We start from the raw sequence: 25181 nt of genomic DNA on the forward strand, positions 1-25181 counted from the left end.
GGGCCTCGGCTGGCCCCCGCAGCAGCCCCCACCCTCCTTCGGCCAAGTTTTCGTGAGGGTAGATTTTATTTTTAGTCTGGCCTAAAATCGCGCCATGTCCTCGGCCCCCTCCTCGTCTGAACGCCAGCCCCCCTCCTCCCCGGCATCGGCGCTGGACGCCCGGATGACCGAACGCGCGCAGGAAGTGCTGACGCGGCCCGCGGGGCGGCGGGGGCTGGCGCGCATCGTGCCGTTTCTCGGCCCGGCGGTGATTGCCTCCATCGCCTACATGGACCCCGGCAACTTCGCCACCAACATTCAGGGCGGCGCGCAGTTCGGGTACACGCTGCTGTGGGTGATCCTGGCCGCCAACCTGATGGCGCTGCTGATCCAGAACCTCAGCGCCAAGCTGGGCATCGCCACCGGAAAGAACCTGCCGGAAATTATCCGCGAACGCTGGCCGCGCCCGCTGGTGTGGCTGTACTGGATTCAGGCCGAGCTGGTGGCGATGGCGACCGACCTGGCCGAGTTCCTGGGCGCGGCGCTGGCGATCCACCTGCTGACGGGCCTGCCGATGATCTGGGGCGCGGTCCTCACGGCGGGGCTGACCTTCGCGCTGCTGACGCTGCAAAAGCGGGGGTTCCGGCCGCTGGAACTCGCCATCCTGGGCTTCGTGCTGGTGATCGGCGTGGCGTACCTCGTGCAACTGCTCGTCGCGCGGCCCGGCGCGGAGGCGTTGCGGGGCTTCATTCCCAGCTTCCAGGGCACCGAGAGCGTCTACCTCGCCGTGGGCATCATCGGCGCGACTGTCATGCCGCACGTGATCTACCTGCACTCGGCCCTCACCCAGGGCCGCATCCCCACCCGCACCGACGAGGAAAAGATTCGCCTCTCGCGCCTCAACCGCATCGACGTGCTGCTGGCGATGGGCTTCGCGGGCCTGATCAACATGAGCATGCTGGCCGTCAGCGCGGCCACCTTTCACGGCAAGGGCGTGGCCGACGCCGGGAACCTCGAAACCGCCTACCGCACGCTCACGCCGCTGCTCGGCCCGGCGGCGGCGGTCGCCTTTGCGGTGGCGCTCCTTGCCAGCGGCCTCAGCAGCAGCGCGGTAGGCACGATGGCCGGGCAGGTCATCATGCAGGGCTTCGTGAGCTTCAGCATTCCGATCTGGCTGCGGCGCACCCTGACCATGCTGCCCGCCTTCGCCGTGATCCTGGCCGGGATGGACGCCACCTCCACGCTGGTGCTGTCGCAGGTCATCCTGAGCTTCGGCGTGCCCTTTGCCCTGGTGCCTCTGCTGCTGTTCACCGCCCGCCGTGACGTGATGGGCGTGCTGGTCAGCCGCCCGCTGGTGAGCGTGCTGGGGTGGGTGTTTGCGGCCGTTATTATCGGGTTGAACGGGTATCTGCTGTGGGGAGCGTTGGGAGGGTAGGCCGTGCGCGGGACGCGGTGCGCAGTGAAAGTCCTTGAGCTTTTCCCGCGCACCGCGTCCCGCTAACCGCGTCCCAGCGAAGCATCCCGCCCCAGCGCCTCCCCCAGTCTCCGCCGGTACTCCGCCTCCCCCACCTCGTACACCCCCAGCCGAGCGATGTGCGGGTTCTGAATCTGGGCGTCGAGCAGGGTGAAGCCCCGCGCGTGCAGGTGGGCGGCGAGGTGAATCAGCGCGGCCTTGCTCGCGTTGGTGACGCGGTGAAACTTGCTCTCGGCGATAAAGGCCCCGCCCAGCGCCAGGCCCAGGACCCCGCCCGCGAGTTCGCCCTCCCGCCAGACCTCGAAGGAATGCGCCATGCCCGTGCCGTGGAGGTGCTGGTAAATCGCGGCGAGAGCAGGGCTGATCCACTCGCCGTCGCGTTCGGGGGTACCGGGCAACTCGCCCCGGCAGCCCTCCACCACCTCCGCAAAGGCCGTATCCACCCGCACCTCGAATCTGGGCAGCTCGCGCCGCAGCCGCCGCGCCACATGCAGCCCCTCTCCTTCGGTGAGCGGCACCAGCGCCCGCGTCTCCACCATGTACCACTGCACGCCATCCCCGTTGTCCATCAAAAAGGCCCCCGACGCATACCCCCGCGCGACCTCGCGGGTCAGGGGGTCGGGGTGGTGGAGGAAGTGGGCGGCATCTGGCATGGTCAGAGGAGGCGGTGCGCGGTCAGCGGTGCGCAGGAACGAGATTCACTGCGCACCGCTGACCGCTTACTGCGCCCCTTTGGGATACAGCACCGCCTGCGTACACCGGAAGAGCGCCATCACCTTTCCACCGGGCGCGCGCACCTCGGCGTCCCAGACCTGGGTGGTGCGCCCGGCGTGGACGGCGCGGGCCTCGCAGGTGACGGTCCCCTCGCGGGCGGTCGAGAGGTGGTTGCTCTTGAGTTCGATGGTGGTGAAACCGCTCGCGCCTTCGGGCAGCAGGATGCGCGTGCCGTAGCCGCAGGTGGTGTCCGCGAGGGCCACCACGCTCGCGGCGTGCAGAAAACCGTTGGGGGCCAGCAGTTCCTGCCGCACGGTAAACTCGCTGCGCAGCAGGCCGGCCTCGGCGTGCGTGAAGCGAATGCCGATCAGGCCGGGCAGCAGGCCCTCGCCCTGCGCGTTGAGCTGGTCCAGGGTGGGAAGTGGGGGCATGGGGATAAGCTATCAGCCGTCAGCTGCCAGCGACCAGCAGAAACGCAAAAGCTCCAGCAACCGCTGAGGCTTTGTTCTTGCTGGCCACTGGCGGCTGGTCGCTGGCCGCTTCCCTACTTCGGCCAGATACGGTTCATCCACCCGGCCGGGTTGGTGCCCTCGCCGCGCACGCGCATTTCGAGGTGCAGGTGTGGCCCGGCGCTCAGGCCGGTCGAGCCGACCTCCCCGATCTTCTCGCCGCGCCGGACCTGCTGGCCGACCTTGACCAGAATCCGGCTCTGGTGAAAGTACAGGCTGGTCAGGCCCGCACCGTGGTCGATCACGACCAGGTTGCCGCGCACCGGATACTTGCCCGCCAGCACGACCACGCCGTCGTTCACGGCGGTGACGGGGGTGCCGACGGGGGAAGGGTAGTCGGTGCCGTAGTGGTACAGGACCGGGCCACCCGCCACGTAGGTGCGCGGCTGGCCGAAGGCGCTGCTCTGTGCCCTCACGTTCACGGCGGGCTGGAAGGGTTTCGTCCAGACCTGGGGGGTGCGGCGGGCGTAGGCCTTTTCGACGGCGGCGTCCTCGGCCTTGCGTCCGGGGTCCTTCAGCTTGCCGCTGATGCTGGGGGGCAGGTTGAGGTACTGCACGGCCTGGCCCAGCCCGCTGACAGGAATGCGGCCCCGCACCAGGTCGCCCCCCACCTGAACCTCGTACACGACCGGGGTGGTCTTGCCCAGCACCACGCGCCCCGGCACCACGTATTCGCCCGCCGCGCCGATGGGCGTGAGCTTCTCGGCGGGCAGGCGCACGTCCTCCCCGACCTCACTGGGAAAACGCACGGTGGCCCCCGCCGCCCGCGGCCCGCTGAGGCGCAGCACGAAGGCGTCGCCCATCCGCAGGCTGGCCGGGGCCGTGACCGTCACGCCCGCAATCTGCGAGGTGCCCGCCGGAACCGGCAGGGGCAGAGGCGCGGGGTCGGGGAGGGCGGGGGACGCCGGGCTGGCCGGGGCCGTGCTGGTCGCCTCCCCCGGCAGGCGCAGGTTCTGCCCCACCGAGATGTCGGTCCCCGTGAGGCCATTGAGGCGGGTGAGTTCGGCCACCGTCGTGCCGTGCGCACGCGCGATGGAGTAGAGGGTATCGCCCGGCTTGACGGTATACGCACCCGCCGTCCCCAGCAGGAGCGCGGCGGCCAGCAGCAGAGAGCGGTCCAGCGGGGGGCGGAATTTCATGGGGCGCAGGATAGCGGGCGGCCCGGCGCGGTGGGTGAGGCGCTTGAGGTGCGGCTCGGAGCGGCTGGCTCTGCTTCCAGAACATCCGGAAAAGCACCGGCTGTTCTCTAGGGGCTGGAGGCTCAGGGGCGGCCCCTCGCCTTTCTTGCTGGGAATAACGTAGGCTCATCCGCTCATGGTCCATCGCCGCCAGTCGCTCCTTTTTGCTTCTCGCTTCGCTCGGTTGATTCTCGCGAAGTCAACGCAATCTGGTATCAGGCTTCCGCCGTATCCAGCAGCAGCGTCACCGGGCCGTCGTTGGTGAGGTCCAGGACCATGTGGGCACCGAAGACGCCCTCCCCCACCGGCACACCGTGGGCACGCAGCGCCGCGTTGAACTCGGCGTACAGGGCGCGGGCGTGGTCGGGGGCAGCCGCGCCGCTGAAACCGGGCCGGTTGCCCCGGCGCGTGTCGGCGTACAGCGTGAACTGGCTGACGCTGAGGATGCCCCCACCGATGTCCTGCACGCTGCGGTTCATCTTGCCCGCCTCATCCCCAAAGACGCGCAGCCGGACCACTTTGGCCGCCAGCAGCCGCGCCGTCTCGGGGCGGTCGTCCGGGGCCACACCCAGCAGGACCAGGAATCCGGGGCCAGTCTCCCCCGTGACCTGGCCCTCCACGGCGCAGGTGGCCCGCGTGACCCGCTGAAGCAGCGCGCGCAAGCTAGTTCCCCCGTTCGGACGGTTCGAGGCGGGCGCGCAGGCCCGTGATGGCGTTCGTCAGCAGCTCGGCCTCGGTGAAATCCAGGTTGCCACGGGTCTTCTCGGCCAGCATAGTCAGCAGCCGCAGGGAACGCTCGGCGGTCTGTCGCGCCCGCCCCCCCTCCAGCAACCCGTCCCGCGCCGCGCTGGAGGTGGCCGCGTTCAGGTCCCCCAGCGCCGCCTCGGCAGTGGCTTGCAGGCTGTTCACGAGTCCGACGAATTCGAGGTTCGGCATGGGGGGCAGTGTAGAGGGGGAAGGCGTTAGGAATGAGGGGTGAGGGAGCAGCAACACTCTTGCCCTGCCCTTCTTTTCCCTAACGACTAACCCCTCATCCCTCTCCCCTTCAAAACAGCGTCGGCTGCCCCCCGGTCGGCGGCGGCACGGCGGGCACCAGTCCTTCCGGCTCCTTCTCCCCGCGCAGGACGGCGGCGGCCTCGCGGATGTCGCGCCAGGTGAGGCTCTTGGGGCCACCGGGGGCGCGGGTGTCGTTGCGCAGGAGGTAGGCGGGGTGGAACATCGGCATCAGCAGGGCCTCGTGGCTGCCGCCGTGGGCATCAGCGTGGCGGTAGGGATACCAGGTGCCGCGCGTGCGGGTGATGCCCTGGCGGATACCCAGCAGGTACTGCGTGGGGGTGTTGCCCAGGCTGAGAATCACGCGGGGCCGCAGCAAGGCGAGTTGCGGTTCCAGCCAGAGGCCCGTGCAGATGGCCGTCTCGTCGGGTTCGGGGGCGCGGTTGCCGGGCGGTCGGCACTTGACGATGTTGGTGAAGTAGGCGTCCTGCCGCGTCAGGTTCACGGCGGCCAGGATGCGGTCGAGCAGTTGCCCCGCCCGACCCACGAAGGGCCGTCCCACCCGGTCCTCGTCGCCGCCCGGCCCCTCGCCCACGATGACCAGGGGCGCGGCGGGGTCACCGTCCGCGACGACCACCTGGGTGCAGCCGGGACGCAGTTTGCAGGCGGTGCAGCCCTTCGCCTCCGTTTCGAGGGCCTGGAGCGCTGCCACGTCCACCACGCCGTTTCCCTGCCTCATGGGGTGCAGGGTAGCGTCATGCTGGCCGCCGTGGCGGGAACTGGCGCACGGTTGGGCGGCGCAGGCGGGAGGGGGGCAGGCGCAGGCTTCAGCCCTGGGCCGCGGTGCCCGGCGCGTTGAGTTTGGGGCGGTGGCTGCGGGCCTCGCGGCGGCTCTTGGGGTCCAGGCCCACCAGCAGGAAGAAGTTCTCCAGGGCGTTCTCGCGGCCCTTGATGTCGGGATGCTCGTGTTCGGGCGTCCCGGTCACGAAGGGAAGCTGGCGGTACAGCTCCAACGCGTGGGCAATCACGTCCTCGGGCGCGTGCTGCTCGGCATAGCTGCCCAGCGCCACGTACACCTCGCGGCGGCTCTCGGCGTGCTGCAAGAAGGCCTCGGGGTGGGGCGTTTCGGGCGCGCGCAGCATGTCCTGGCGCGCGATGCGGCGGTAGTGCTTGAGACCTTGCAGGAGCTGGTCGGTGGTCATGGGTTCCTTCATCGGTCCTCCGGCCGGGGCAGGCCTGAAACGGCCCTTCCGCCCACTGAAGTGAGTATAGGTCGCTCCTCCCCCCAGGCCAGCCACGGCGCTCAGCCCGGCTGGACAGGCCCGCCCGTCCCAGGAGCATGAGGAAGATGAGTTCGGGGGGAGCCGCCTCTCCCCTTCTGACGTCCCGCCCAGCGCCACTTTTCTGGATGAGAAACACAATGAGGCCAAATCTGAGAAGCTTGAGGAGAAGTGCTGTTTTTCCCCGTATTCATCGGAGGTAGCCTCGCATAGAGTACGTATAGGCGCATAAAAACCTGGCCTTCCCCCAAGGATTAAGGAAAATAAAATGAAGGCGGGGTAAACTTCCCCGGTCGATGAAAGCGTTCCGAATCCTTCTGATGGCGGCTGCCCTGTGCAGCGGTGGCGCTCTCGCCGCCTCCTACACGGTCAAGTCCGGTGACACCCTCTACAAGGTGGCGCTCGCGCACAACCTCGAGCCTGCCGAGCTGATGAGGCTCAACGGTCTGAGCAGCAGCACCATCGAGGTGGGCCAGAAGCTCAACGTGGGTGCGGCCCAGGCGGCCCCGGCTCCGGCGGCCCCAGCGGCCCGGCCTACTGCCGCCGCACGTCCCGTCACGCGCCCGGCCGCCCCGGCCCAGGCCGCGCGCCCGGTGCAGGCCGCCGCGCCTGCTTCCCGCAGCGGTGGTGCCTTCGTGCGAACCGCCGCGACCCGTTACCTGGGCATCCGGTACGCCCTGGGCGGCACGGGTGGCCGCGGGATCGACTGCTCGGGCTTCACGATGCGCGTGTTCCAGCAGATGGGCATCAACCTCCCGCGCACGGCGTCCGGGCAATGGCGCATGGGCCGCTCGGTCAGCAGCCGCGACCTGCAACCCGGCGACCTGGTGTTCTTCAACACGACCGGGCGCGGCGTCAGCCACGTGGGCGTGTACGTGGGCGGCGGCCAGATGGCGAACGCCAACAGCTACCAGGGCCGCACCGTCATCGAACCGCTGTTCGGCAACCCCTACTGGGCCAGCCGCTACCTGGGTGCCCGCCGCGTCCTGAGCTGAGCTTTTCCCCACCACGCTTCATCCCGACCGAACACGCCCTCACCCTCTGCGGTGGGGGCGCTCGCCTATCCCTGCCGGATGAATAATGCACACCACCACACGCTGAGCGTGACACCAGAACCCACCGCCCCGACAAGAGCGAGGGGAGAGCGCCGCCGAAGCTGCTCGCTCTCCCCTCCGCAAGGACAGGCGGTTACTGCCGAATCACCTGGGCGTCTTTGGGCAGTGCCTTGAGGCCCGAGGCAGTCAGGCCGCTGTTGACCTTGTAGTTCGTGACGTTGAGGTCGGCCAGCACCTTGTTGCCGTTGCCGACGAGCTGCACGCGGGTGGGCCGCCAGCCCGCCTCGGTGATCCAGACGCGGGCGCGGTCGCTGGTGCCCGCGTTCTTGGGCGTGGCCTCCAGTTGGTAGACCTTCTTGCCGGCCACCATAGATGTGCCCAGCAGCTTCACGTCGTACTGGCTGAGCAGGGTCGCCGCGTTGGTGAGCTGGGTGAAGTCCAGGCCACCCAGGCCCGCCCCGCCCGCGGCCTTCTGGGTCGGCGTCACCGTGACCTGGTTGGTCAGGAACAGGTACTGGCGTACCTCGTTGCGGTCGGCGACCACGATGTTGTCGGCCAGGGCGTCGGGGGCCATGAATTGCAGGCGGGCCAGCCCCTGCGCGGGAATGCTCTTGACGGTGAGGTCGACCTTCTGAGCAGCCGATTCGAGGGTCGCGCTGCCCTGAAGGCGGAAGGACACGTCCTTGGCCGCCTTCTGCGCGGCGTCCACCCGGTTCAGGATGTCCTGCGCGCTTTGGGCACCCGCCTGGGAAACGCCCAGCGCACAGGCCGCGAGGATCACGAGAGAGAGAGTTCGCTTCACACGCGGAGTCTTCCACCCCGTCTCATGAGAAGGGCGGGCACACGCTGACGCGGGGTTTAGCGCCCGGAGTTGGTCTCAGGGCTGTTCCGGTGGGGTACCCCCCAGCGGAAAGCTGTAGCCCACGCGGGCACCCAGGCCGCTGCCCCCGCCCGGCAGCAGGCCGCCCCGCACGTCCAGACTGAGGGTTCCGCGCCCGGCGGGGACGGTCGCCTGTGCCCCGGCCCGCAGGGGAGCCGCGGCGAGCCGCCAGGGTTCGTAGGCCAGGTACACGCCCGCCGTGCTGCCCGCGCCCAGCAGGTCCGGGGCGTTCAGACTGCCGACCACCCCCCAGCTTCCCGGCCCGGCCAGGGCGTCCAGGGCCAGGCTCAGGCCCGCCTCGGTGCTGTAGGTGACGCCGCCGCTCAGCCCCAGCACGTTCTGGCCCGCGCGCGCACCCAGCCGCAGCGCCAGCGTGCCGGTGCGCTCGGTGCCGGGTTCGGCATCCGGGTCGTCGCCCTCGGCGGGGGGCAGAACACGGGTCAGATCACGCCGCCACTCCACGCCCAGCAGACCCTGGTTCTGCGCCCCGAACTCGCCGCCGACCACCGCGATCAGCGTGCGGTTCACGCGGTAGCGGGCTGTGAAGTCGGCATTCCAGCCGCGCGTGCGCAGAGCAGTGGGCGTGAGTGCCCAGGCGGCCAGCGGGTCCACGGCCGTGGCCGCGGTGGTGAAGCCCGCTGCCCCCACGTTCAGCGCGACCGGGCCGAGCGTGCCGCCCACCCGCGCGGCCAGGCGCAGCCCGCCACCCCAGGCCAGCGCCGCGTCGGCCGAGGCGCTCACCGTTCCGGCGGGCGGGAGGCTGAACCCCTGGACCAGTCCGATCTCGGCGGCCCGGTTGGAGACCCCCGCCGTCAGGGTGCCGCGCCCGAAGGAGACGTCACCCACACCCACGCGCACCAGGGCACCGTCCCAGGGCGTCAGGCCGCCACTCCGGTACGTGACCCCAAAGTCCACCCGCACGGCCTGTGCCGCGCCCCCCCACGCTCCGGCGAGGGCCAGGACCGTCATCATCCGCTTCATGGGAGCAGCGTAGCAGTGCGCCCCGGCGGGCCGTCAGACTCGGCGCAGGCCGGGCAGGTAAGTTGAGGCCATGAAGAAGCTGCTGCTGGCTCCCCTGCTCGCGCTCGGTCTGGGGGCGTGCGCGCCCACCCAGTCGGTGGTGCAGGTGCCCACCTTCGAGGTCGAGAGTGTGCGCCTGACGGGCCTGACCCTGCCCAGCGGCCCGAATCCAGCCGTGGCGAGCGTCACGCTGCGGCTGCGCGTGGGCAACCCGAACCCCGTGCCGGTGCGGCTGGCCCGGATCGGCGGGCGGCTGATTCTCGACGGCACCGACGTGGGCACCGCCGACCTGCCCGACGTGAACCTGCCCGCGCGCGGCAGCACCGAGCAGCGGGCCGACCTGCGCCTGCCCGTCACGCTCCAGACTGCCGGGGCCTTTTTGAAGGTGGCGCGGGGGCAGCCGGTCGCCTACCGGGTGGACGGCAGCTTCACCGCCGACCTGGGCGTGCTGGGCCAGCCCACCTTCGGCCCCTTCACACTGGCGCAGGGCGTGTGGCAGCAACCGGCGATTCTGCCGTTCTGAGCGGCCCCCAGTGCGTGCCGGGCACGGTCAGACGTCCCCTGACCGTATGGTAGGGTAAGGGGTATGAAGAACACCTTCGCCGTCACCATGACGCTGCTGCTGGCGCTCGCGCTGGGCGGTTCCTATGCCGGGTACCGTATCGCGTCGGCCCCGGAACACGAGGCCGCCGCCGCGCCGGAAGCCGGGGCCGGAGGGGCGCAGGCCGAGGGGGCCACGTCCGCCCAGACCACCACCAACGGGCAAAACGAGCCGGGCGGTCCCACTGCCGATATGTCCGGCACGACCGGCACCGCCGGGGGAACCGGGCAGGGAGGTGCGGGACAGGTCAGCAGCAACAGCCGGGGCGGGGCCATGAGCGGCGGCGGGATGGGAGCCGCTGGTGCCCAGGGTGAGGGTCAGAACGGCAACACGGCGAACACGGGGCCGGAGGGCAGCAACGCCAACACCGTCAACGAGAACAGCGGCACGCTGGGCGGCCAGATGACCGCCAACGGCACGCCGGGCCAGCGCTCCCAGGACACGCCGCAGCCGGGCACGGGGAACACCAACGAGGCCAAGCCCGTCTCCCCCACGGCCCAGGGGTCCGAGGGCACCGAACTCGGCCAGACGGGTACCACGAACACCGAAAAGGCCGCGGCGGGCAACCCGGCGGTCAGCAACAGCCAGGCGGCGGCCATCGCCAGCGCCACGGCGGGCGACACCGGCCAGGGGCAGCAGAAGTTTGCCGCCAACTGCGCGGGCTGCCACGGCGCGGATGCGGGGGGCGGCATCGGCCCGGCCCTCAACACCGCGACCGGTCCCGGAAGCTGGATGGTGTCGCAGTTCGAGGCCGCTGTCCGCGAGGGCCATGCCCCCGACCGCGAACTCGCGCCCATGATGCCCCACTTCACGACCGCCCAGATCAGCGACGAGGACCTGACCGACATCTACGCCTACCTCAAGTCGCAGGTGAAGTGACCCCCGTGGCCTAGCCCAATAACCTTCCCCAGCCTGCCCCCACCCGGCAGGCTTATCTTTTGGGCATGACGCCCGGCCCGCTCCTCTCGACCCCTCCCCTGCCGGACTTTGGGCCAGGGGTGCGGCCAGCGACGCTGGAGCAGGTGCCGGAAGCGGCGGGCCTGCTGGTGCCGCACGACGGTGAGCCGGTCGCGGATGTGCGCGGGCGGCCCGACCGCTGGGCACAGCTCACGCTGGTGGCGAACGCGGTCCGCCGCGAGGTGCCGACGCTGGCCTGGGGAATGGGCGCGGCGCTGGTGGGCCGGGTGCTGGGCGCGGGCATCCGGCAGGGCGGGCAGGGAGCCGGGACAGGGCAGGCAGAAGCGGGGCTGGCGCGGGAATGGGCCGAGGTGCCCCGCGGCGCACAGGTGGAGACCTGGTGGGGCGAGGTACCGCTGCTGTGGCGGGCCGGAAGCGTGACGGCCTGGGCGGGTGTGGCCCTGCCTGGCCCGCTGCGGGACGCCTTCCTGGCGAGCCTGGCGGGGGCACAGCCCCGCCGGCCGGGGTCGCCGCTGGAGGCCGTGGGCGGCGAGGCGGCGCTGCGGGCCATGCTGGCCGACTTCTACGCCCGTGCCCGTGCGGACGCCCTGCTCGGCCCGGTGTTCGCCGCCCACGTGAGCGACTGGAACACGCACCTGGACCGGGTGACGGCCTTCTGGGTCACGATGCTGGGCGGCGGCGCGACGTGGCGCGGGAACCTGAATCACGTTCACGCGGGGCTGGGACTGCGCGGGGCGCACCTCACGCGCTGGCTGGAGCTGTTCGGGGAGGCGGCGAGGGTGCACCTCCCCCCCGCGGCGGCGGCGCTGCTCGTCTCGCGGGCCGGCGCGATGGGCGCACGCCTGGGCCAGCGCGCGACCCGGAACGGTCCTCACGCAGGGCGCGTACCGTAGGGGGTATGGCTCCCTTTCATCTCCCGTTTCTCGGCAAGGACGAAGACCGGCTTCCCGACGGCGTGACGCACCCCACCTGGGTCGTGCTGGACGTGACCGGCCCCTACCCCGAGCGCCAGCCCGCCAACCCCATCCAGGCCCTGCTCAGCCGCGAGGACACGCTGGAGGCGCTGGAGGCCCGCGTGGAGAAGTTGCGCCACGCCGACTGGCTGCACGGCGTGCTGGTGCGTGTTTCTGAGTTCACGGCCCCGCCCGCCACCGCCCACGCGATTCGCCAGATGCTCGCGCGGCTGGGCCAGGACAAGCGGGTGGTCGCCTTTCTGCCGCAGCTCACCATGACGGCGCTGCTGGCGGCGAGCGGCGCGGGGGAAATCGTCGCGCCCGAGTCGGCGGATGTGCTGGTGCCCGGCTTCGCGGTGCAGCCGACCTACCTGGGGGCCTTCCTCAAAAAGCACGGGATCGAGTTCGAGAACCTGCGCATCCGGGAATACAAGGCCGCCCTCACCCGCTTCTCGCAGGACCACATGGACGAGGCCAACCGTGAGCAGCTCCGCGCGTACCTGGACGGCCTGGAAACCGCCTGGGCACGCGACCTCGCGGCGGCCCGCGGCGTGGGCGAGGACACGGCCCGCGCCTGGCTGAGAGGCGACCTCACCAGCGCCCACGCGGCCCAGGCGGCGGGCCTGATCACCCGCGTCGCCTACGAGGACGAACTGGTCGGCCCCGGCACCCGGCCCCTGGCGGCGGTGCTGGACCTGCTGCTGCCCCATAAGGGCAATGCGAAGGCCGGGCGGGTCGCGGTCGTCTCGCTGGTGGGGACCATCGTGCCGGGCAAGAGCCGCAACAATCCCCTCCCCCTCCCGCTGCTGGGCGGCCCGCAGGCGGGGTCGGACACGGTGGTCGCGGCCCTCAAGCGGGCGAAAAAGGACGACAAGACCAAGGCCATCGTGCTGTATGTAAACAGCGGCGGCGGCTCGGCCCTGGCCTCCGACCTGATCTGGCGCGAGGTCGCCACCTCGGAAAAGCCCGTGGTGGCGGTGATGGGCGAGTACGCGGCGAGCGGCGGCTACTACGTCCTCACGCACGCGCGGCATGTGGTCGCCAGCCCCTACACCCTCACGGGCAGCATTGGCGTGGTGAGCGGCAAGCCCGTGATGCGCGAGTTCAACGCCCGGCACGGCCTGAATCCCGAACCCGTGGGCAACGAGCGCGCCCTGATGTACAGCGCGGCCCGCCCCTTTTCCGAGGGCCAACGCGCCCACGTCGAGCGCGGTATTTCGGAGGTCTACGACCGCTTCGTGTCCCGCGTGGCCGAGGGCCGGGGGCTGACGCCCGAGCGCGTCAACGAAATCGGGCGGGGCCGCATCTGGAGCGGGCTGGACGCGCTGGACCTGGGCCTGGTGGACGAACTGGGCGACCTGCACGCGGGCATCGAGCGCGCCTGCGAACTGGCGGGCCTGCCCTACGACGCCCCCACCTGGAACGCTGCGCCCGCCAGGAATGGTCCCCTCCCCGAATTCGTGCAGGAGGCCGCCCGCGCCGCCCAGGTAACGGTCTGGCCCTTCGGCCGCGAGCGGGTGCTGACGTGGCTGGATCAGGAGATCAAGGTGCGGTAAGTGGTCAGTGGGGAGTGGTAAGTGGAAAAAGAAGGGGGAGGCGGAAGCTTTGGGCTTGTCCGCCTCCCCTTCCGGCTGGGTCAACAACAGCTCCCAGCCCACTCACCACTGACCACTACCCACTCACCTTCTCGTACTCCCCGATCTGCCCCCGGATCACATCCAGACTCCCCTCCCAGAACTCCGGCGCGTGCAGGTCGATGCCGAAGCGGGCGGCGAGGGTGCGGGCGTCCGCGAGGCCGGTACTGGACAGCAGGTCGTCGTAGCGGGCCTGGAAGTCGGCTTCGCGGCCTTCCGCCTTCGCCTGCCTGTACTGGGCGTACAGCCCCAGGCCGAACAGCAGGCCGAAGGTGTAGGGGTAGTTGTAGAAGCCCAGGCTGTAGTAGTGCGGCTTGACGGCCCACATGTAGGGGTGGGTAGTGGACAGCGCCTCGCCGTACGTTTCGCGCTGCGCCCAGGTCATCAGGTCGCAGAACTCCTGTGGGGTCAGGTCGCGTTCGGCGCGCTTCTCGAAGACGGCGCGCTCGAACAGGAAGCGCGAGTGGATATCCACCACGACCTGCGCGTGCCCCAGCAGTTGCGTCTCTAAGACATAGAGCCGCTCGTCGCCGGTAGCCTGCTCCAGCGCCGCGTTCTGGATGATCGTCTCGCAGAAGATGGAGGCGGTTTCGGCCAGGGTCATCGGCGTCTCGCGTTGCAGCGGCGTGCGCGGGGCCTTGAGGAGGTTGTGGTAGCCGTGCCCCAGCTCGTGCGCGAGGGTAGAGACGCTGTCGAGGCTGGGGTCGTGGTTCATCAGGATGCGGCTTTCGTCACCCTGCCAGCCCATGCAGAAGGCCCCGCCGCGCTTGCCGTCGCGCGGCCCGGCGTCAATCCAGCTCTCGCGGAAGGCGCGGGCGGCGTAGTCCCCGAGTTTGTCCGAGTACCTCCGGAACTGCGCCTCGACAAAGCGCGTCCCGGCCTCGTAGGTCCACTCGGTGTCGCTGCGGCCCAGCGGCGCGAAGAGGTCCCACCAGTCGAGCTTTTCCTTGCCCAGCGCGCGGGCCTTGGCCGCGAAGTAGCGGCGGAAGTCGGGCAGGCTGCGTTCCACCGCGCCCTGCATCGCGTCCAGCGTCTCGCGGTCGATGCCATGCGTGAGCAGACTGGGGGCCACCGCGTCGGGGAAGCCGCGGCGGGCGGCCAACGTCCCCTCCTCGCCCTTCACGCCGTTGAGCGCGGCAGCCAGCACCACCTCGGCGTCCTTCCAGACCTTCAGTTCGGCCTCGAAGGCGTCCCGGCGCACGCTCTCGTCGGGGTCGGTGGCGAGGGCGCGCAGGGCGGTGACGGGCAGGCGCTGGCCCCGGTACTCGCCCGTAAGCTGGCTGGAGACGTTGCCGTGCAGCTTGGCCCAGCCCCCGGCCCCGCTCGGGCGCAGGCGGGCGGCCAGGTCCTCCTCTTCGGGGGTCATCTGGTACTGCGCGCGCTCCACGCTGCGCCGAATCAGGTGTTCATGCTCGCGGGCCACCCCCGACCCCGAGAGGAGCGCCTCCACGTCCTGCCCGCCCAGCCAGGCCGTCAGGCGTGAGCGCAGCGGCCCCAGTGGCAGCGTCAGCGTGGTCAGTTCGCCCATCTTCTGCTGGGCGGGCATGTTGCGGCTGTCGGTCGAGACGAAGGCGGAGATGAAGCCGCGCAGCGCGGTCAGGCGGGTGGCGATGTCGTTAAGGCCGCCCAGCACGCGCGCCAGCGTGTCCGGCGTGGCCGGGCTGCCGCCTTCGCGCACGCCCACCTCGTCGAAGGTGGCCTCCAGCGCCGCGACCTCTTCCCGCAGGGCGGCGAGGTCGGCACTCAGGCGCGGGTCGTCCAGCCCGGCATACAGGTCGTCGGTGCGCCAGCGGGGCAGGTCCCTGAGTTCGGTGGTGGTCATGGGGGGCAGTCTAGCCCCGGCCCCGGAGCGGAGGACCCTCCGCCAGATGGCCTACTCAGGCCGCCCGTCCGCCGTGGGCGCACGTTCCAGCGCCTCCAGCCGCTCGGCCACGTTCACCAGGTGGTCGCCCAGGCGCTCCAGGCTGCGGGCCATGCGGTGGGCGGTCAGGGCGATCTCGGCGTCGTCGGGGCGTTCGTGGAGGCGGGTCAGGCTGGCGCGGAGCATCTGCTCGTAGAGGGCGTCCACCTCCTCTGCGTCCAGGCGCATCACCTCGCGGGCGGCCTGCACGTCGCGCTCGGCAAAGGCGTAGGCCAGCTTTTCGAGCATCGCCATCAGCAGGTCCACCAGGGGCAGCACGTCCTGCAAGGTGGCGCTGCGGGTGCGGGGAGCGAGCCGCTCCAGGTCGCGCGCCACCCCGAAGGCGTAGTCGCCCACCCGCTCCAGGTTGGTCAGGCTGCGAAAGACCAGCAGGTGAAAGGCGAGTTCCTCCCGCGTCAGCGGCCCGGCGAAGGCGGCCAGGCAGGCGTCCTCGATCTCACGTTCCAGGGCGTCGGTCTCGCGTTCCAGTGCCTCGGCGCGGGCCGCCAGCCCGGCGTACTCCGCGCGCCCGGAAGCGTCGCGCACGGCGGCGAGTTCTTCCAGCGTCAGGCTGAGCATCCGCAGGAAACGCGCCGTCAGGTGCCGCCGACTGGCCTGACCGCCTGTCAGCATGTCCGCCCCGTTCTCCCCACCACGCCCCACTTCGCCATTGCGGAAGTATCCTAGCCCCTCGTGAGGGCAGGGTCAGGAGGCGGGGTGCCCCGGCGCGTCGGGTGCCGTAGCATGGGCCATGCAGTACAAGCTGATTGACTACCGCAACCAGGGCTTCATCGTGATGGGCGCGCACGACTTCGTGCGCTGGCAGGACAACCTCAGCCGCCGGTTCGACGACAGCGGCGAGGCCGGAAATGTCCACCTCCACGTGCGCCTGAACGGCGAGGACCGCAGCTACACCAGCGTCGAGGACTACCTGAACGAGTTCACCGTGCGCGACCTCACCGAGGAGGACGCCCGCACCCTGGCCCGCCTGTTCGCCGTGGACCGCGAGGCGCATCACGCCTGGTACGGCCAGCACGACATCTTCCAGCCCTTCGCGGGGAAATGACGGCCCCGTGACCCGCAAAGCGGGGGCCATGCTGGAAACGACATCCGGCGCGGCCCCCGCTCCAGGCTCCCCTACCCGAAACGGCCCGTCACATAGGCCTCGGTCCGCTCGTCACGCGGGCTGGTAAAAAGCTGGTCGGTCGCGCCGTGTTCGACCAGTTCGCCGTTCAGGAAAAAGGAGGTCGTGTCGCTGACCCGCGCCGCCTGGTGCATGTTGTGCGTCACGATGAGGATGGTCGTGACCTTTTTCAGGTCGGTCATCAGGTCCTCGATGCGGGCGGTGCTGGCGGGGTCGAGCGCGCTGGTCGGCTCGTCCATCAGCAGGATTTCAGGTTCCACGGCCAGGGCGCGGGCGATGCACAGCCGCTGCTGCTGGCCCCCGCTCAGGCCGGTGGCAGGGGTCTTCAGGCGGTCTTTCACCTCGTCCCACAGGGCCGCCCCGCGCAGCGAGCGTTCGGCCACCTCCAGCAGGTGCTGGCGGTCGCGGACCCCGGCCAGCTTGAGGCCGCTCACCACGTTGTCGAAGACGCTCATGGTGGGAAAGGGGTTGGGCTTCTGAAAGACCATCCCGACGCGGCGGCGCATGGTCACCGGGTCCACGCCGGGGCCGTACACGTCCTCGCCATCGAGCAGAATCCGGCCGGTCACGCGCGCGCCGGGGGTCAGGTCGTGCATCCGGTTGACGGCACGCAGGAAGGTGGTCTTGCCGCAGCCGCTCGGCCCGATCAGGGCGTTCACGCTGCCGCGCTGCACGTTGAGATTCACGCCGCGCACGGCCTGTTTCTCGCCGTAAAAGATGTTCACGTCACTCGCGCTGAGAAGGGAGGTCATTGAGGGTCAGGCTCCTTGGGGGCGAACAGGGTTGAGGGATGGGTGATGAGTGATGAGCCAGGCAGCAGGCGGGAGTGCAACGAGGGCGACCTCATCACTCATCCCCCGTTCCTCATCACTTCCTGCGGCTGAATCGCCGCGCGAGCAGGCTGGTGAGAAAAATCAGCGAAATCAGCAGCAGCGCCCCGGCCTTCGCCATCCGCTGGTTCTCGTCGTAGGCGCTGGTGGCTCCGCGGTAGATTTCCAGGGGCAGGGCGCTCATGGGCCGGGTGGGGTCGAAATTCACGCTGCTGTTGCCGAAGGCGGTAAAGAGGAGCGGGGCGGCCTCCCCGGCCACGCGGGCCAGGGCCAGCATCACGCCCGTGACGATGCCCCCGGCGGCAGCGGGCAGCACGACCCGCAGGATGACCACCCACTGCGGCAGCCCCAGGCTCAGCCCCGCCTCGCGCACGCTGAGGGGCACCAGCTTCAGGACCTCCTCGGTGGTGCGCACCACGATGGGAATCATCAGGAAGCCCAGGGCCAGCGCCCCCGCCAGGCCGGAGAAGCCGAAGCGCAGCACGATCAGGCCGTAGGCGACCAGCCCCATCACGATGGCGGGAATCCCGGCCAGCACGTCGCTGATCAGGCGGATCGTGGGCATCAGGGGATGGCGCGGGTACTCGGCCAGGAAGACGCCGCCCGCCACGCCGACCAGCACGCCCACCACGCTCGCCATCAGCAGCATCGTGAGGCTGCCGATGATCGCGTTGAGCAGGCCGCCGCCCGCCTCGCCCTCCGGGGCTGGGGTCCGGGTGAAGAACTCCAGGTTCAGGGCACCCAGACCCTCACGCAGCAGGTACCCGAAGATCAGGATCAGCGGCGCGACGACCAGCCCTGTGGCGAGCAGAATCAGCGCCCCCATCAGCAGGTTCTTCATGCGCCGGGCCAGGCTGAGCCGGGGGGCGCGGCGGGCCGGGTGGGCGGCAGCGGCCCGCATCACTGGATGCCCTTCGGCGTCAGGCGCGCGATGATCAGCCGGGCCACCAGATTCACGGCCACGCTCAGCGCGAAGAGGCTCAGGCCCAGCGCGACCACGCTGGAACGGTGCAGTGCCTCCTGCGCGTCCCCGAACTGGTTGGCGATGACAGAAGCCATCGTGCTGGCATTCCCCCACAGGCTCTTGAGAATCTCCTGGCTGTCCCCGATCACCATCGCCACCGCCAGCGTCTCGCCCAGCGCGCGGCCCAGGGCCAGAATCACGCCGCCCAGAATCCCGGCGCGGGCGTAGGGCAGGATGGCGCGGGAGACGACCTCCCACTTCGTCGCGCCCAGGGCGTACATCGCCTCGCGCTGGTCCTGCGGCACCAGCCGGATCACGTCACGCGCCACCGAGGCCGTGTACGGCAGGATCATCACGGTCAGGATGATGATGGCGAGCGCCAGCCCCCGCCCCCCCGCTCCCGACGGCACGAAGAAGCACTGGAGGCTGGTCTGGCCCTGTGCCCACAGCTCGTTGCAGCGGGTGAGGGTCGGCACGTTCGCGGGGTCCAGAAAGTAGGCGGTCTGCCAGCGCCCCAGCAGCGGCGCAATCACGAACAAGGCCCACAGGCCGTACACCACGCTGGGCACGGCGGCCAGCAGCTCGATCAGGTAGCCTACCGGGTTCGCCAGCCATTTCGGCGCGTACTCGGCCACGAACAGCGCACTCGCCACCGCGAGCGGCACACTGATCACCAGGGCGGCCAGGCTCGTGACCAGCGTTCCGGCCAGCATGGTGGCCGCACCGAACTTCCCGGCGACCGGGTTCCAGGTCCGCTCGGTAAAGAACTGCCAGCCGAAGGTCCGCAGCGCGGGCCACGACTCGCGGCCTAGCTGGTAGACGCTCAGCACGAACACCAGCACGATGATGGCCGCCAGCGCGAGAATCAGGACTTGAAAGACACGGTCACTCCCGCTGGACAGCCACGCACGGGCGGGAGGACGGGGGGCACGGGGGGCAGGTTCGCTCATCACTTCATGACCTCTCAGGCGGAACTGTCCCCAGTTCACCGGCAAAGCGTCAGGGGCAGGTCAGGCGGGAGGGGGGCGGCAGAAAGCAGCAGCGGGGGAATGCTCTTTTTCACGGCTCCCCGCTCACGACCCACAGCCCCAAGAACAGGGCGGCCCCCACACGGAGAGCCGCCCATCTGGAGGTGCAGGGTTAAATCTTCTTGCCGCCGTAGGTCATGGAGTTGATCAGGCTCCTGGCCTTGCCCGCCACGTTGGCCGGCAACTTCGCGTAGTCCAGCGCCTCGTTGTACCCCTGCCCCGTGGTGGTCATCCAGGTCAGCAGGTTCTTGAGGGCCTTCGCCTGCGCCTCGGTGCGGTTGCCGTAGTTCTGGTCGCGGTAGAAGATCACGTAGGTGAAGCTGGCAATCGGGTAGGCGTCGGCGTTCGCGCTGTTGGTCAGGCTCACGCGGGTATCTGTGGGAATCACCACGCCCTGCGCGGCAGCACTGGCGGGGCCGTTGTCGGCCAGCACGAACTTCCCGGCGCGGTTCTGCACGCTGCCGAAGGGCAGTTTGTTCTGCTTGGCATACACCAGTTCCACGTACCCGATGGCCCCGGGCGTGCTTTTCACGATGCCCGCCACGCCGTCGTTGCCCTTGGCCCCGGTGCCGACCGGCCACTGGAGGCTGTTGCCCACGCCCACCTTGCTCTTCCACTCGGAGGACACCTTGCTGAGGTAATCCGAGAAGACGTAGGTGGTGCCCGAGCCGTCGCTGCGGCGGGCGACCGCGATGCGCAGCGGCGGAATCGTCACGCCGGGGTTCAGGGCCGTGATGGCCTTGTCGTTCCAGGTCGTGATCTTGCCCAGGTAGATGTCGGCCAGCACGCGGCCGGTGAACTTGAGAGGCTGGGTCACGCCGGGCAGGTTGTAGGCGGGCACCACCGCACCGATGGCGGTGGGAACGTGCAGCAGCTTGCCGGGCGCGGCCTGCATCGCCTCGTCGCTCATGGGGTTGTCGCTGCCCGCGAAGTCCACGGTGCGCTCGGTGATCTGCTTCTGGCCCGCGCCGCTGCCGATGGACTGGTAGTTCACGTCCACGCCGGTGGCCTTCTTGTACTCCGCGAACATCTTGGAGTAGAGGGGGTAGGGAAAGCTCGCGCCCGCGCCGGTGAGGTTGGTCTGTGCGGCGGCGGTGCCCGTGGTCAGCAGGGCCAGGCCCAGGAGGAAGCTCTTCTGCATGCCTGACAGCGTGCGGGCAAAATGTCAACGCCGCGTCACTGGCGTGTCAGCGGAAGGTCAGGCGGTGGTATGCAGTGCGCGGGACGCGGGAAAGAGAAGTCTCCCTGCGTCCCGCGCACCGCGCACTGCCTCCCCTCTTCAGTCCGCCGCTTCCGCCTGCGCGTACTGGAGGCGGTGCAGCCGCGCGTAGTACCCGCCCTTTTCGAGCAGTTCGCGGTGAGTGCCCTGCTCCACGATACGGCCCCGGCGCATCACCACGATGCGGTCGCAGTGCTCGATGGTGCTGAGGCGGTGGGCGATGATGATGGAGGTGCGGCCCTGCATCACCTTTTGCAGCGCGTGCTGAATCCGCAGCTCGGTTTCGGTATCCACGTTGGCGGTCGCCTCGTCCAGCACCAGCAGGATGTCGGGGTTCTGGATCAGGGCGCGGGCAAAGGCCAGCAGTTGCTTCTGGCCGGTGCTGAGGGTCGCCCCGCGCTCGCGCACCTCGGTGCGGTAGCCCTCCGGCAGCGAGAGGATGTAGTCGTGGACGCCCACGTACCGGCAGGCCTCGACCACCCGCTCGTGGGGAATGTCGGGGTTGTTCAGCGTCAGGTTGCTCTCGATGGTGCCCGCAAACAGGAACACGTCCTGGAGGACGACGCCCACGTGCTTGCGCAGGTCGTGCTGTGCCAGATCGCGCACGTTGATGCCGTCCACCTTCACCGCGCCGCGCTGCACGTCGTAGAAGCGGCTGACCAGGGCGGTCACGCTGGTCTTGCCCGCACCAGTCGCGCCCACCAGCGCCACGCTCTCGCCGGGCTGGATGTGCAGGTCGATGCCGCGCAGAATCCAGCGGTCGTCCGTGTCGGGGGTCTGCGCCGTCACCGTCTGGTCGTAGGCGAACCACACGCCCTCGAAGTCCACCCGGCCCTGGAAGTTCTCCAGCGTCTTCGCATTCGGCTTGTCGGTGATCTCCTCCTCGGTGTCCAGCACGCCGAAGATGCGCTCGCTGCTCGCCATCGCCGCTTGCAGGGTATTGAACACGTCCGCCAGGTCCTGAATGGGCTGGAAAAGCTGCTGCGTCCACTGCACGAAGGCGAACAGCGTGCCGACCGTGACCGCCCCGGCCACCCCCGCGCCCAGCGCGTCCGCCCCCAGAATCTGGCGGGCCGCGAAGTACAGCACCAGGGCCACGGCCACCTGCCCCAGCACGGCCACCGTCGGCATGAACAGCGAGAACCACCTGACCGAGTTCTCGTTGGCCCCCAGCAGCGCGCGGTTGGCATGGTCGAAGTCCAGCGCGGTGCGGGCCTCACGCCGGAAAAGCTGCACGGTCAGCATCCCGGTGATGTTCTCGTTCAGGCGGCTGTTCACGCTGGCCTGCTGCAAGCGGGTGGTGCGGAAGGCGTCGCGCAGCTTGGTCCGGAAGAAGTTGGTCGCCACGAACAGCACCGGCAACACCGTGAAGCTGATGAGCGCCAGTTTCCAGTTCACCCACAGCATGACGGCGGCGTAGATCAGGATCAGCAGGCTGCTGGTGATCAGGCTGACCAGCCCGCCCGTGATGAACTGGTTGATCGCGTCCACGTCGCTGGTCACGCGGGTGATCAGCCGCCCGACCGGGTTCTGGTCGAAGTAGGCCAGGTGCAGACGCTGGAGCTTGCTGAACACGTCCGCGCGGATATCACGCAGCACGTTCTGCCCCAGGTAGCCCACGGCGAGGGTCAGCGCGTAGTTCAGCGCGAACTGCGCCACCCGCAGGCCCATGTACAGCAGCACCATCACGGTCAGCCCGCGGTAGAGCGCCTCCGCGTTCAGGCTGGAGTTCTGCTCGAAGGGCGAGAGAAAGGCGTCGATGGCGTGTTTCTGAATCAACGTGGGCAGCGGCGACAGCACCGCCATCAGCAGCGCGACCACGATGGCAATCACGGCCAGGAGCGTGTAGGGCCTGAGGTAGGCGAGGATGCGCCGCGTGAGGTGGGCATCGAAGCCCTTCCTGGCGGCGTCGAGGGGATCGGGCGCGGTCACTTCACGGCCTCCTGGGGCAGGGCGCGGCCGGGCAGGGCCTGGTCTTCGAGGGCGGCGTCTTCGAGGTCGTCGGCGGCCGCCTCCACGTCGCGGACCCCCTCGTCGTCGCGGTCGAGGTCGGAGGCGAGGCGCTGGAGGCGTTCAATCTCGGCGTAGTGGCCGCCCGCCGCGAGCAGCCCGTCGTGGGTGCCCTGCTCGATCACGCGGCCCTCGTCCAGCACCACGATCTGGTCGGCGTGGCGCAGGGTGCTGACGCGGTGGGCGATCAGGATGACCGTCCGGCCCTGCGCGACCTCACGCAGCCCGTCCAGAATCCGGCGCTCGGTCTCGGTGTCCACGGCCGAGAGGCTGTCGTCCAGAATCAGGATGCTCGGCTCGCGCACGATGGCGCGGGCGATGGCCGTGCGCTGCCGCTGCCCGCCCGACAGCGTCACGCCGCGTTCCCCCAGCACCGTGTCGTAGCCCTGCGGAAAGCCCTCCACGTCGCCCGACAGACCGGCCAGCCGGGCGGCCTCCCGCACCCGCGTCATATCGGGGCGCGGCGGCAGCTCGGGCGGCGCGGGGGCCTTCAACACACTGACGCCGGTGGGAATGGCGGGCAGGTCCTGTCCCTCCAGCCCGAAGCCGATGTTGTTGGCAATCGTGTCGCTGAACAGGAAGGGTTCCTGCGGCACCACCGAGACGTTCTCGCGCAGCACCCGCAGCGGAATCTGGCGCACATCGTGACCGTCGATCCGCACCACACCGCTCGTGGGGTCCATGCTGCGGGTGATCAGCGCCGCCAGCAGCGTCTTGCCGCTCCCGGTCGGCCCGGTGATGCCCAGAAAGGTCCCGGCGGGCACATGCAGATTCACGTGGTCGAGCACCGTGCGGTCGCCGTAGCGCAGCGTCACGTCCTCGAAGCTCACGTCCCCCTGCAGGGTGCGGATGGAGGGGTCGGTCCGCCCCGGCTCGTCGTGAACCAGGGGGCGCGCGTCGAGCAGCTCGCGCAGCCGCCGCCACGAGGCCAGGCCGCGCTGGGTCACGCCGGTGATCCAGCCGATCATCATCATCGGCCAGGCCAGGCGGTCGAGCGTGCCCACGAACTGCGCGAACTTGCCCACTGTGAAGTCCCCGCCTCCCTGCGGAAACAGGATCAGGCGGCCACCCACCAGCAGGATCGCCCCGAAGGTCAACCCGATCAGCAGGTTGGTAAAGGACCGCAGCGGGCCGTCCACCTTGGTCAGTGCGATGTTGCGCCGCAGCAGTTCCAGGTTCATCGCCCGGTAGTCCGCGATCTCGCGGTCCTCGATGGCATAGCCCTTGACCACCCGCGCGCCGCTGAAGTTCTCCTGCGCCTTCCCGGCGATCAGGCTGTTCTGCTCCTGCACCAGCGTGTGCCGCTGGTTGATCAGGCGCGCCAGGTAGTACAGCAGCCCCACGATGACCGGCAGCACCGCGATCACGATCAGGGTCAGTTGCCAGCTCAGGCCGAACATCACGCTGAAGGCCGTCAGGAAGCTCGACACGATGTTGACGATCTGCCACGTGCCGAAGCCCAGCATCTCGCGCACGGCGCTGAGGTCGCCGGTCAGGCGGTTCATGATGTCGCCGGTGCGCGAGCGGTCGTAGTACGCCTTGTCGAGCGTCTGGAGGTTCATGTAGATGTCGCGGCGCATCTCGTACTCGGTCTGCCGCGAGGCAACCACGACCTGGCGGCGCATCACCAGCGTCAGGACACCGGCAGTGACGGCCGCCAGCACGATGCCCAGCGCATACAGCCCCACCTGCGCGAGCGTCACGCCCGGTGTGGTGGGGTTGCCGTCGGTGGCCCGCGTCAGGCCGTCGATGGTGAGGCGAATGTAGTAGTACGGCAGCAGGTTGACGCTGTTGGCAATCACCACGGCAATGATGCCGATGAGGTACTGCCGCCGATGCATCCGCAGGTAGGGCCAGAGCGTTCGGAAACTGTCCAAGGGGTCCACCTCAGGGGAAAAACCGTGAGAACTCAGGGCGAAGGGGCGGTCCAGGGCCAGCGGCCCGAAGTGCGGCCAGTCTACGCCCCCTGGCCAAGGGGGAAATGCGCGTAATGGCGGAGTCCGGGGCCAGGGCCGGGGGTAGAGGGCGGGACCCGGGCGCGTGCCAGAGCGAAAAAACGCCGTCCAGCGCGCAGGACCCGGCAAGACATTGGGCGTGTTGACACCCTGGGGGGCCGGTGCTACTATTCACAGCCGGAAGTGAGCGCGCGAGTGCGAGCTTCCACGCTCAGGGGCGAGATTTTTCAAGCCTTCTGGCTGCGATAAAGGTGCCACCCTAGCTCAACTGGTAGAGCACCCGACTTGTAATCGGAAGGTTGGGAGTTCGATTCTCCTGGGTGGCTCCAAGTGGCGCACCACACGCCACGACAATCAGGGCCGAGACAATCCGGGTCAGCTTAGGCGCGCCAGGAACTTTGGGTAGGTGGCCGAGTGGTTAAAGGCGACAGACTGTAAATCTGTTCTCTTCGGAGTACGGCGGTTCGAATCCGCCCCTGCCCACCACACGCGGGAATAGCTCAGTTGGTAGAGCGTCAGCTTCCCAAGCTGAATGTCGCGAGTTCGAGTCTCGTTTCCCGCTTTTTAGCCTGCTCTTGTAGCTCAGTGGTAGAGCACTCCCTTGGTAAGGGAGAGGTCGTCGGTTCAATCCCGACCAAGAGCTCCATCTGAGAATGCGGCCCGCGCTGTGCGGGCCGCATTCTCACGTCTACCGGGCCATCTGCACCCCAGAATGCCCGTATGCTGTTCAGGCCAGTTCTCAACCGGCCAGTGCTCCGTGGGGAGTTGTCCCCGCCGGGCCAGACCCGCCAGAGAACATTCTCAAGGAGGAATCCACATGGCAAAAGGAACGTTTGAGCGGACGAAGCCTCACGTGAACGTGGGGACGATTGGGCACGTGGACCACGGGAAGACCACGCTGACGGCAGCCATCACCTTCACGGCCGCGGCGTCCGACCCCACC

General features: G+C 69.4%; 25 protein-coding genes and 4 tRNA genes. 12 read left to right on the plus strand and 17 right to left on the minus strand.

Features of this window, described 5'->3' with window-relative positions:
• Nucleotides 1-94 precede the first annotated feature (94 nt).
• Complete coding sequence (locus ABEA67_RS17305) at nucleotides 95-1414, plus strand: Nramp family divalent metal transporter (protein ID WP_425557219.1); 1320 nt, start codon at nucleotides 95-97, stop codon at nucleotides 1412-1414.
• Between the two features lie 62 nt (nucleotides 1415-1476).
• Here the strand turns inward: ABEA67_RS17305 and aat are convergent, their stop codons facing one another.
• The 7 genes from aat to ABEA67_RS17340 all read right to left on the minus strand — a co-directional run bounded on the left by aat (nucleotide 1477) and on the right by ABEA67_RS17340 (nucleotide 6061).
• Nucleotides 1477-2106 (minus strand): leucyl/phenylalanyl-tRNA--protein transferase, encoded by a 630-nt coding sequence (aat, locus tag ABEA67_RS17310; RefSeq protein ID WP_345467684.1) that lies wholly within the window; start codon nucleotides 2104-2106, stop codon nucleotides 1477-1479.
• Between the two features lie 66 nt (nucleotides 2107-2172).
• Nucleotides 2173-2598 (minus strand): PaaI family thioesterase, encoded by a 426-nt coding sequence (locus tag ABEA67_RS17315; RefSeq protein ID WP_345467686.1) that lies wholly within the window; start codon nucleotides 2596-2598, stop codon nucleotides 2173-2175.
• 113 nt (nucleotides 2599-2711) lie between these two features.
• Entirely contained in the window at nucleotides 2712-3815 is a 1104-nt protein-coding gene (locus ABEA67_RS17320; RefSeq protein WP_345467688.1) for a LysM peptidoglycan-binding domain-containing M23 family metallopeptidase, read from the minus strand.
• Between the two features lie 254 nt (nucleotides 3816-4069).
• On the minus strand, nucleotides 4070-4516 hold the full coding sequence (dtd, locus tag ABEA67_RS17325) for a D-aminoacyl-tRNA deacylase (RefSeq protein WP_345467691.1): 447 nt from the start codon (nucleotides 4514-4516) through the stop codon (nucleotides 4070-4072).
• A gap of 1 nt (nucleotide 4517) precedes the next feature.
• Nucleotides 4518-4790, minus strand: coding sequence for a DUF1844 domain-containing protein (locus tag ABEA67_RS17330; RefSeq protein WP_345467694.1), 273 nt, complete (start codon nucleotides 4788-4790; stop codon nucleotides 4518-4520).
• Between the two features lie 109 nt (nucleotides 4791-4899).
• The gene (locus ABEA67_RS17335; protein ID WP_345467696.1) at nucleotides 4900-5586 is read right to left on the minus strand and encodes a uracil-DNA glycosylase; all 687 of its coding nucleotides are present in this window, start codon (nucleotides 5584-5586) and stop codon (nucleotides 4900-4902) included.
• Nucleotides 5587-5674: 88 nt separating this feature from the next.
• On the minus strand, nucleotides 5675-6061 hold the full coding sequence (locus ABEA67_RS17340) for a hypothetical protein (protein ID WP_345467698.1): 387 nt from the start codon (nucleotides 6059-6061) through the stop codon (nucleotides 5675-5677).
• A 362-nt stretch (nucleotides 6062-6423) separates the two neighbouring features.
• Here ABEA67_RS17340 and ABEA67_RS17345 point away from each other — a divergent pair, with 362 nt between their 5' ends.
• Nucleotides 6424-7122: a C40 family peptidase gene (locus tag ABEA67_RS17345; protein ID WP_345467700.1), complete on the plus strand. Its 699-nt coding sequence runs from the start codon at nucleotides 6424-6426 to the stop codon at nucleotides 7120-7122.
• A 193-nt stretch (nucleotides 7123-7315) separates the two neighbouring features.
• On the opposite strand, the gene ABEA67_RS17350 is transcribed toward ABEA67_RS17345, so the two are convergent.
• Both ABEA67_RS17350 and ABEA67_RS17355 read right to left on the minus strand, forming a co-directional pair.
• Entirely contained in the window at nucleotides 7316-7984 is a 669-nt protein-coding gene (locus ABEA67_RS17350; protein ID WP_345467702.1) for an outer membrane lipoprotein carrier protein LolA, read from the minus strand.
• A gap of 75 nt (nucleotides 7985-8059) precedes the next feature.
• On the minus strand, nucleotides 8060-9043 hold the full coding sequence (locus ABEA67_RS17355; RefSeq protein ID WP_345467703.1) for a hypothetical protein: 984 nt from the start codon (nucleotides 9041-9043) through the stop codon (nucleotides 8060-8062).
• A gap of 70 nt (nucleotides 9044-9113) precedes the next feature.
• Between ABEA67_RS17355 and ABEA67_RS17360 the strand changes: the two genes are divergently transcribed.
• From ABEA67_RS17360 to ABEA67_RS17375, 4 genes are all read left to right on the plus strand, one after another.
• Nucleotides 9114-9605 carry an LEA type 2 family protein gene (locus ABEA67_RS17360; RefSeq protein WP_345467704.1) on the plus strand — a complete coding sequence of 164 codons (492 nt, stop codon included), beginning with the start codon at nucleotides 9114-9116 and terminating at the stop codon, nucleotides 9603-9605.
• Between the two features lie 63 nt (nucleotides 9606-9668).
• On the plus strand, nucleotides 9669-10562 hold the full coding sequence (locus ABEA67_RS17365; RefSeq protein WP_345467705.1) for a c-type cytochrome: 894 nt from the start codon (nucleotides 9669-9671) through the stop codon (nucleotides 10560-10562).
• 65 nt (nucleotides 10563-10627) lie between these two features.
• A complete protein-coding gene (locus ABEA67_RS17370) occupies nucleotides 10628-11494 on the plus strand; it encodes a group III truncated hemoglobin (RefSeq protein WP_345467708.1) in 867 nt (288 codons plus the stop codon).
• A gap of 5 nt (nucleotides 11495-11499) precedes the next feature.
• Complete coding sequence (locus ABEA67_RS17375) at nucleotides 11500-13110, plus strand: S49 family peptidase (protein WP_345467710.1); 1611 nt, start codon at nucleotides 11500-11502, stop codon at nucleotides 13108-13110.
• A 115-nt stretch (nucleotides 13111-13225) separates the two neighbouring features.
• On the opposite strand, the gene ABEA67_RS17380 is transcribed toward ABEA67_RS17375, so the two are convergent.
• On the minus strand, nucleotides 13226-15010 hold the full coding sequence (locus ABEA67_RS17380) for a M3 family oligoendopeptidase (protein WP_345467712.1): 1785 nt from the start codon (nucleotides 15008-15010) through the stop codon (nucleotides 13226-13228).
• Nucleotides 15011-15061: 51 nt separating this feature from the next.
• A complete protein-coding gene (locus ABEA67_RS17385) occupies nucleotides 15062-15721 on the minus strand; it encodes a phosphate signaling complex PhoU family protein (protein ID WP_345467714.1) in 660 nt (219 codons plus the stop codon).
• Nucleotides 15722-15839: 118 nt separating this feature from the next.
• On the opposite strand from ABEA67_RS17385, the gene ABEA67_RS17390 reads away from it, so the two are divergent.
• On the plus strand, nucleotides 15840-16154 hold the full coding sequence (locus ABEA67_RS17390) for a hypothetical protein (protein WP_345467716.1): 315 nt from the start codon (nucleotides 15840-15842) through the stop codon (nucleotides 16152-16154).
• A gap of 71 nt (nucleotides 16155-16225) precedes the next feature.
• Here the strand turns inward: ABEA67_RS17390 and pstB are convergent, their stop codons facing one another.
• From pstB to ABEA67_RS17420, 6 genes are all read right to left on the minus strand, one after another.
• Nucleotides 16226-16984 carry a phosphate ABC transporter ATP-binding protein PstB gene (gene pstB / locus ABEA67_RS17395; protein WP_345467718.1) on the minus strand — a complete coding sequence of 253 codons (759 nt, stop codon included), beginning with the start codon at nucleotides 16982-16984 and terminating at the stop codon, nucleotides 16226-16228.
• A 115-nt stretch (nucleotides 16985-17099) separates the two neighbouring features.
• Nucleotides 17100-17963, minus strand: coding sequence for a phosphate ABC transporter permease PstA (gene pstA / locus ABEA67_RS17400; protein WP_345467720.1), 864 nt, complete (start codon nucleotides 17961-17963; stop codon nucleotides 17100-17102).
• Complete coding sequence (gene pstC / locus ABEA67_RS17405; RefSeq protein ID WP_345467723.1) at nucleotides 17963-18976, minus strand: phosphate ABC transporter permease subunit PstC; 1014 nt, start codon at nucleotides 18974-18976, stop codon at nucleotides 17963-17965. Before pstC ends, pstA begins: the two co-directional genes overlap by 1 nt.
• Nucleotides 18977-19166: 190 nt before the next feature.
• Entirely contained in the window at nucleotides 19167-20195 is a 1029-nt protein-coding gene (gene pstS, locus ABEA67_RS17410; protein ID WP_345467726.1) for a phosphate ABC transporter substrate-binding protein PstS, read from the minus strand.
• Nucleotides 20196-20333: 138 nt separating this feature from the next.
• Nucleotides 20334-22205, minus strand: a complete 1872-nt coding sequence (locus ABEA67_RS17415; RefSeq protein ID WP_345467728.1) for an ABC transporter ATP-binding protein — start codon at nucleotides 22203-22205, stop codon at nucleotides 20334-20336.
• A complete protein-coding gene (locus ABEA67_RS17420) occupies nucleotides 22202-24124 on the minus strand; it encodes an ABC transporter ATP-binding protein (RefSeq protein ID WP_345467736.1) in 1923 nt (640 codons plus the stop codon). The genes ABEA67_RS17415 and ABEA67_RS17420 overlap by 4 nt, the downstream gene beginning before the upstream one ends.
• Nucleotides 24125-24491: 367 nt before the next feature.
• Here ABEA67_RS17420 and ABEA67_RS17425 point away from each other — a divergent pair.
• The 5 genes from ABEA67_RS17425 to ABEA67_RS17445 all read left to right on the plus strand — a co-directional run.
• Nucleotides 24492-24567: transfer RNA gene (locus ABEA67_RS17425), tRNA-Thr, on the plus strand.
• Between the two features lie 71 nt (nucleotides 24568-24638).
• Nucleotides 24639-24724, plus strand: a tRNA-Tyr gene (locus ABEA67_RS17430).
• 3 nt (nucleotides 24725-24727) lie between these two features.
• Nucleotides 24728-24800: transfer RNA gene (locus tag ABEA67_RS17435), tRNA-Gly, on the plus strand.
• Between the two features lie 9 nt (nucleotides 24801-24809).
• Nucleotides 24810-24884: transfer RNA gene (locus tag ABEA67_RS17440), tRNA-Thr, on the plus strand.
• A gap of 171 nt (nucleotides 24885-25055) precedes the next feature.
• Nucleotides 25056-25181: GTP-binding protein (locus tag ABEA67_RS17445; protein WP_288432910.1), on the plus strand; the 126-nt coding region annotated here is incomplete at its 3' end.

Source organism: Deinococcus carri (assembly GCF_039545055.1).
Classification (GTDB): Bacteria; Deinococcota; Deinococci; order Deinococcales; family Deinococcaceae; genus Deinococcus; species Deinococcus carri.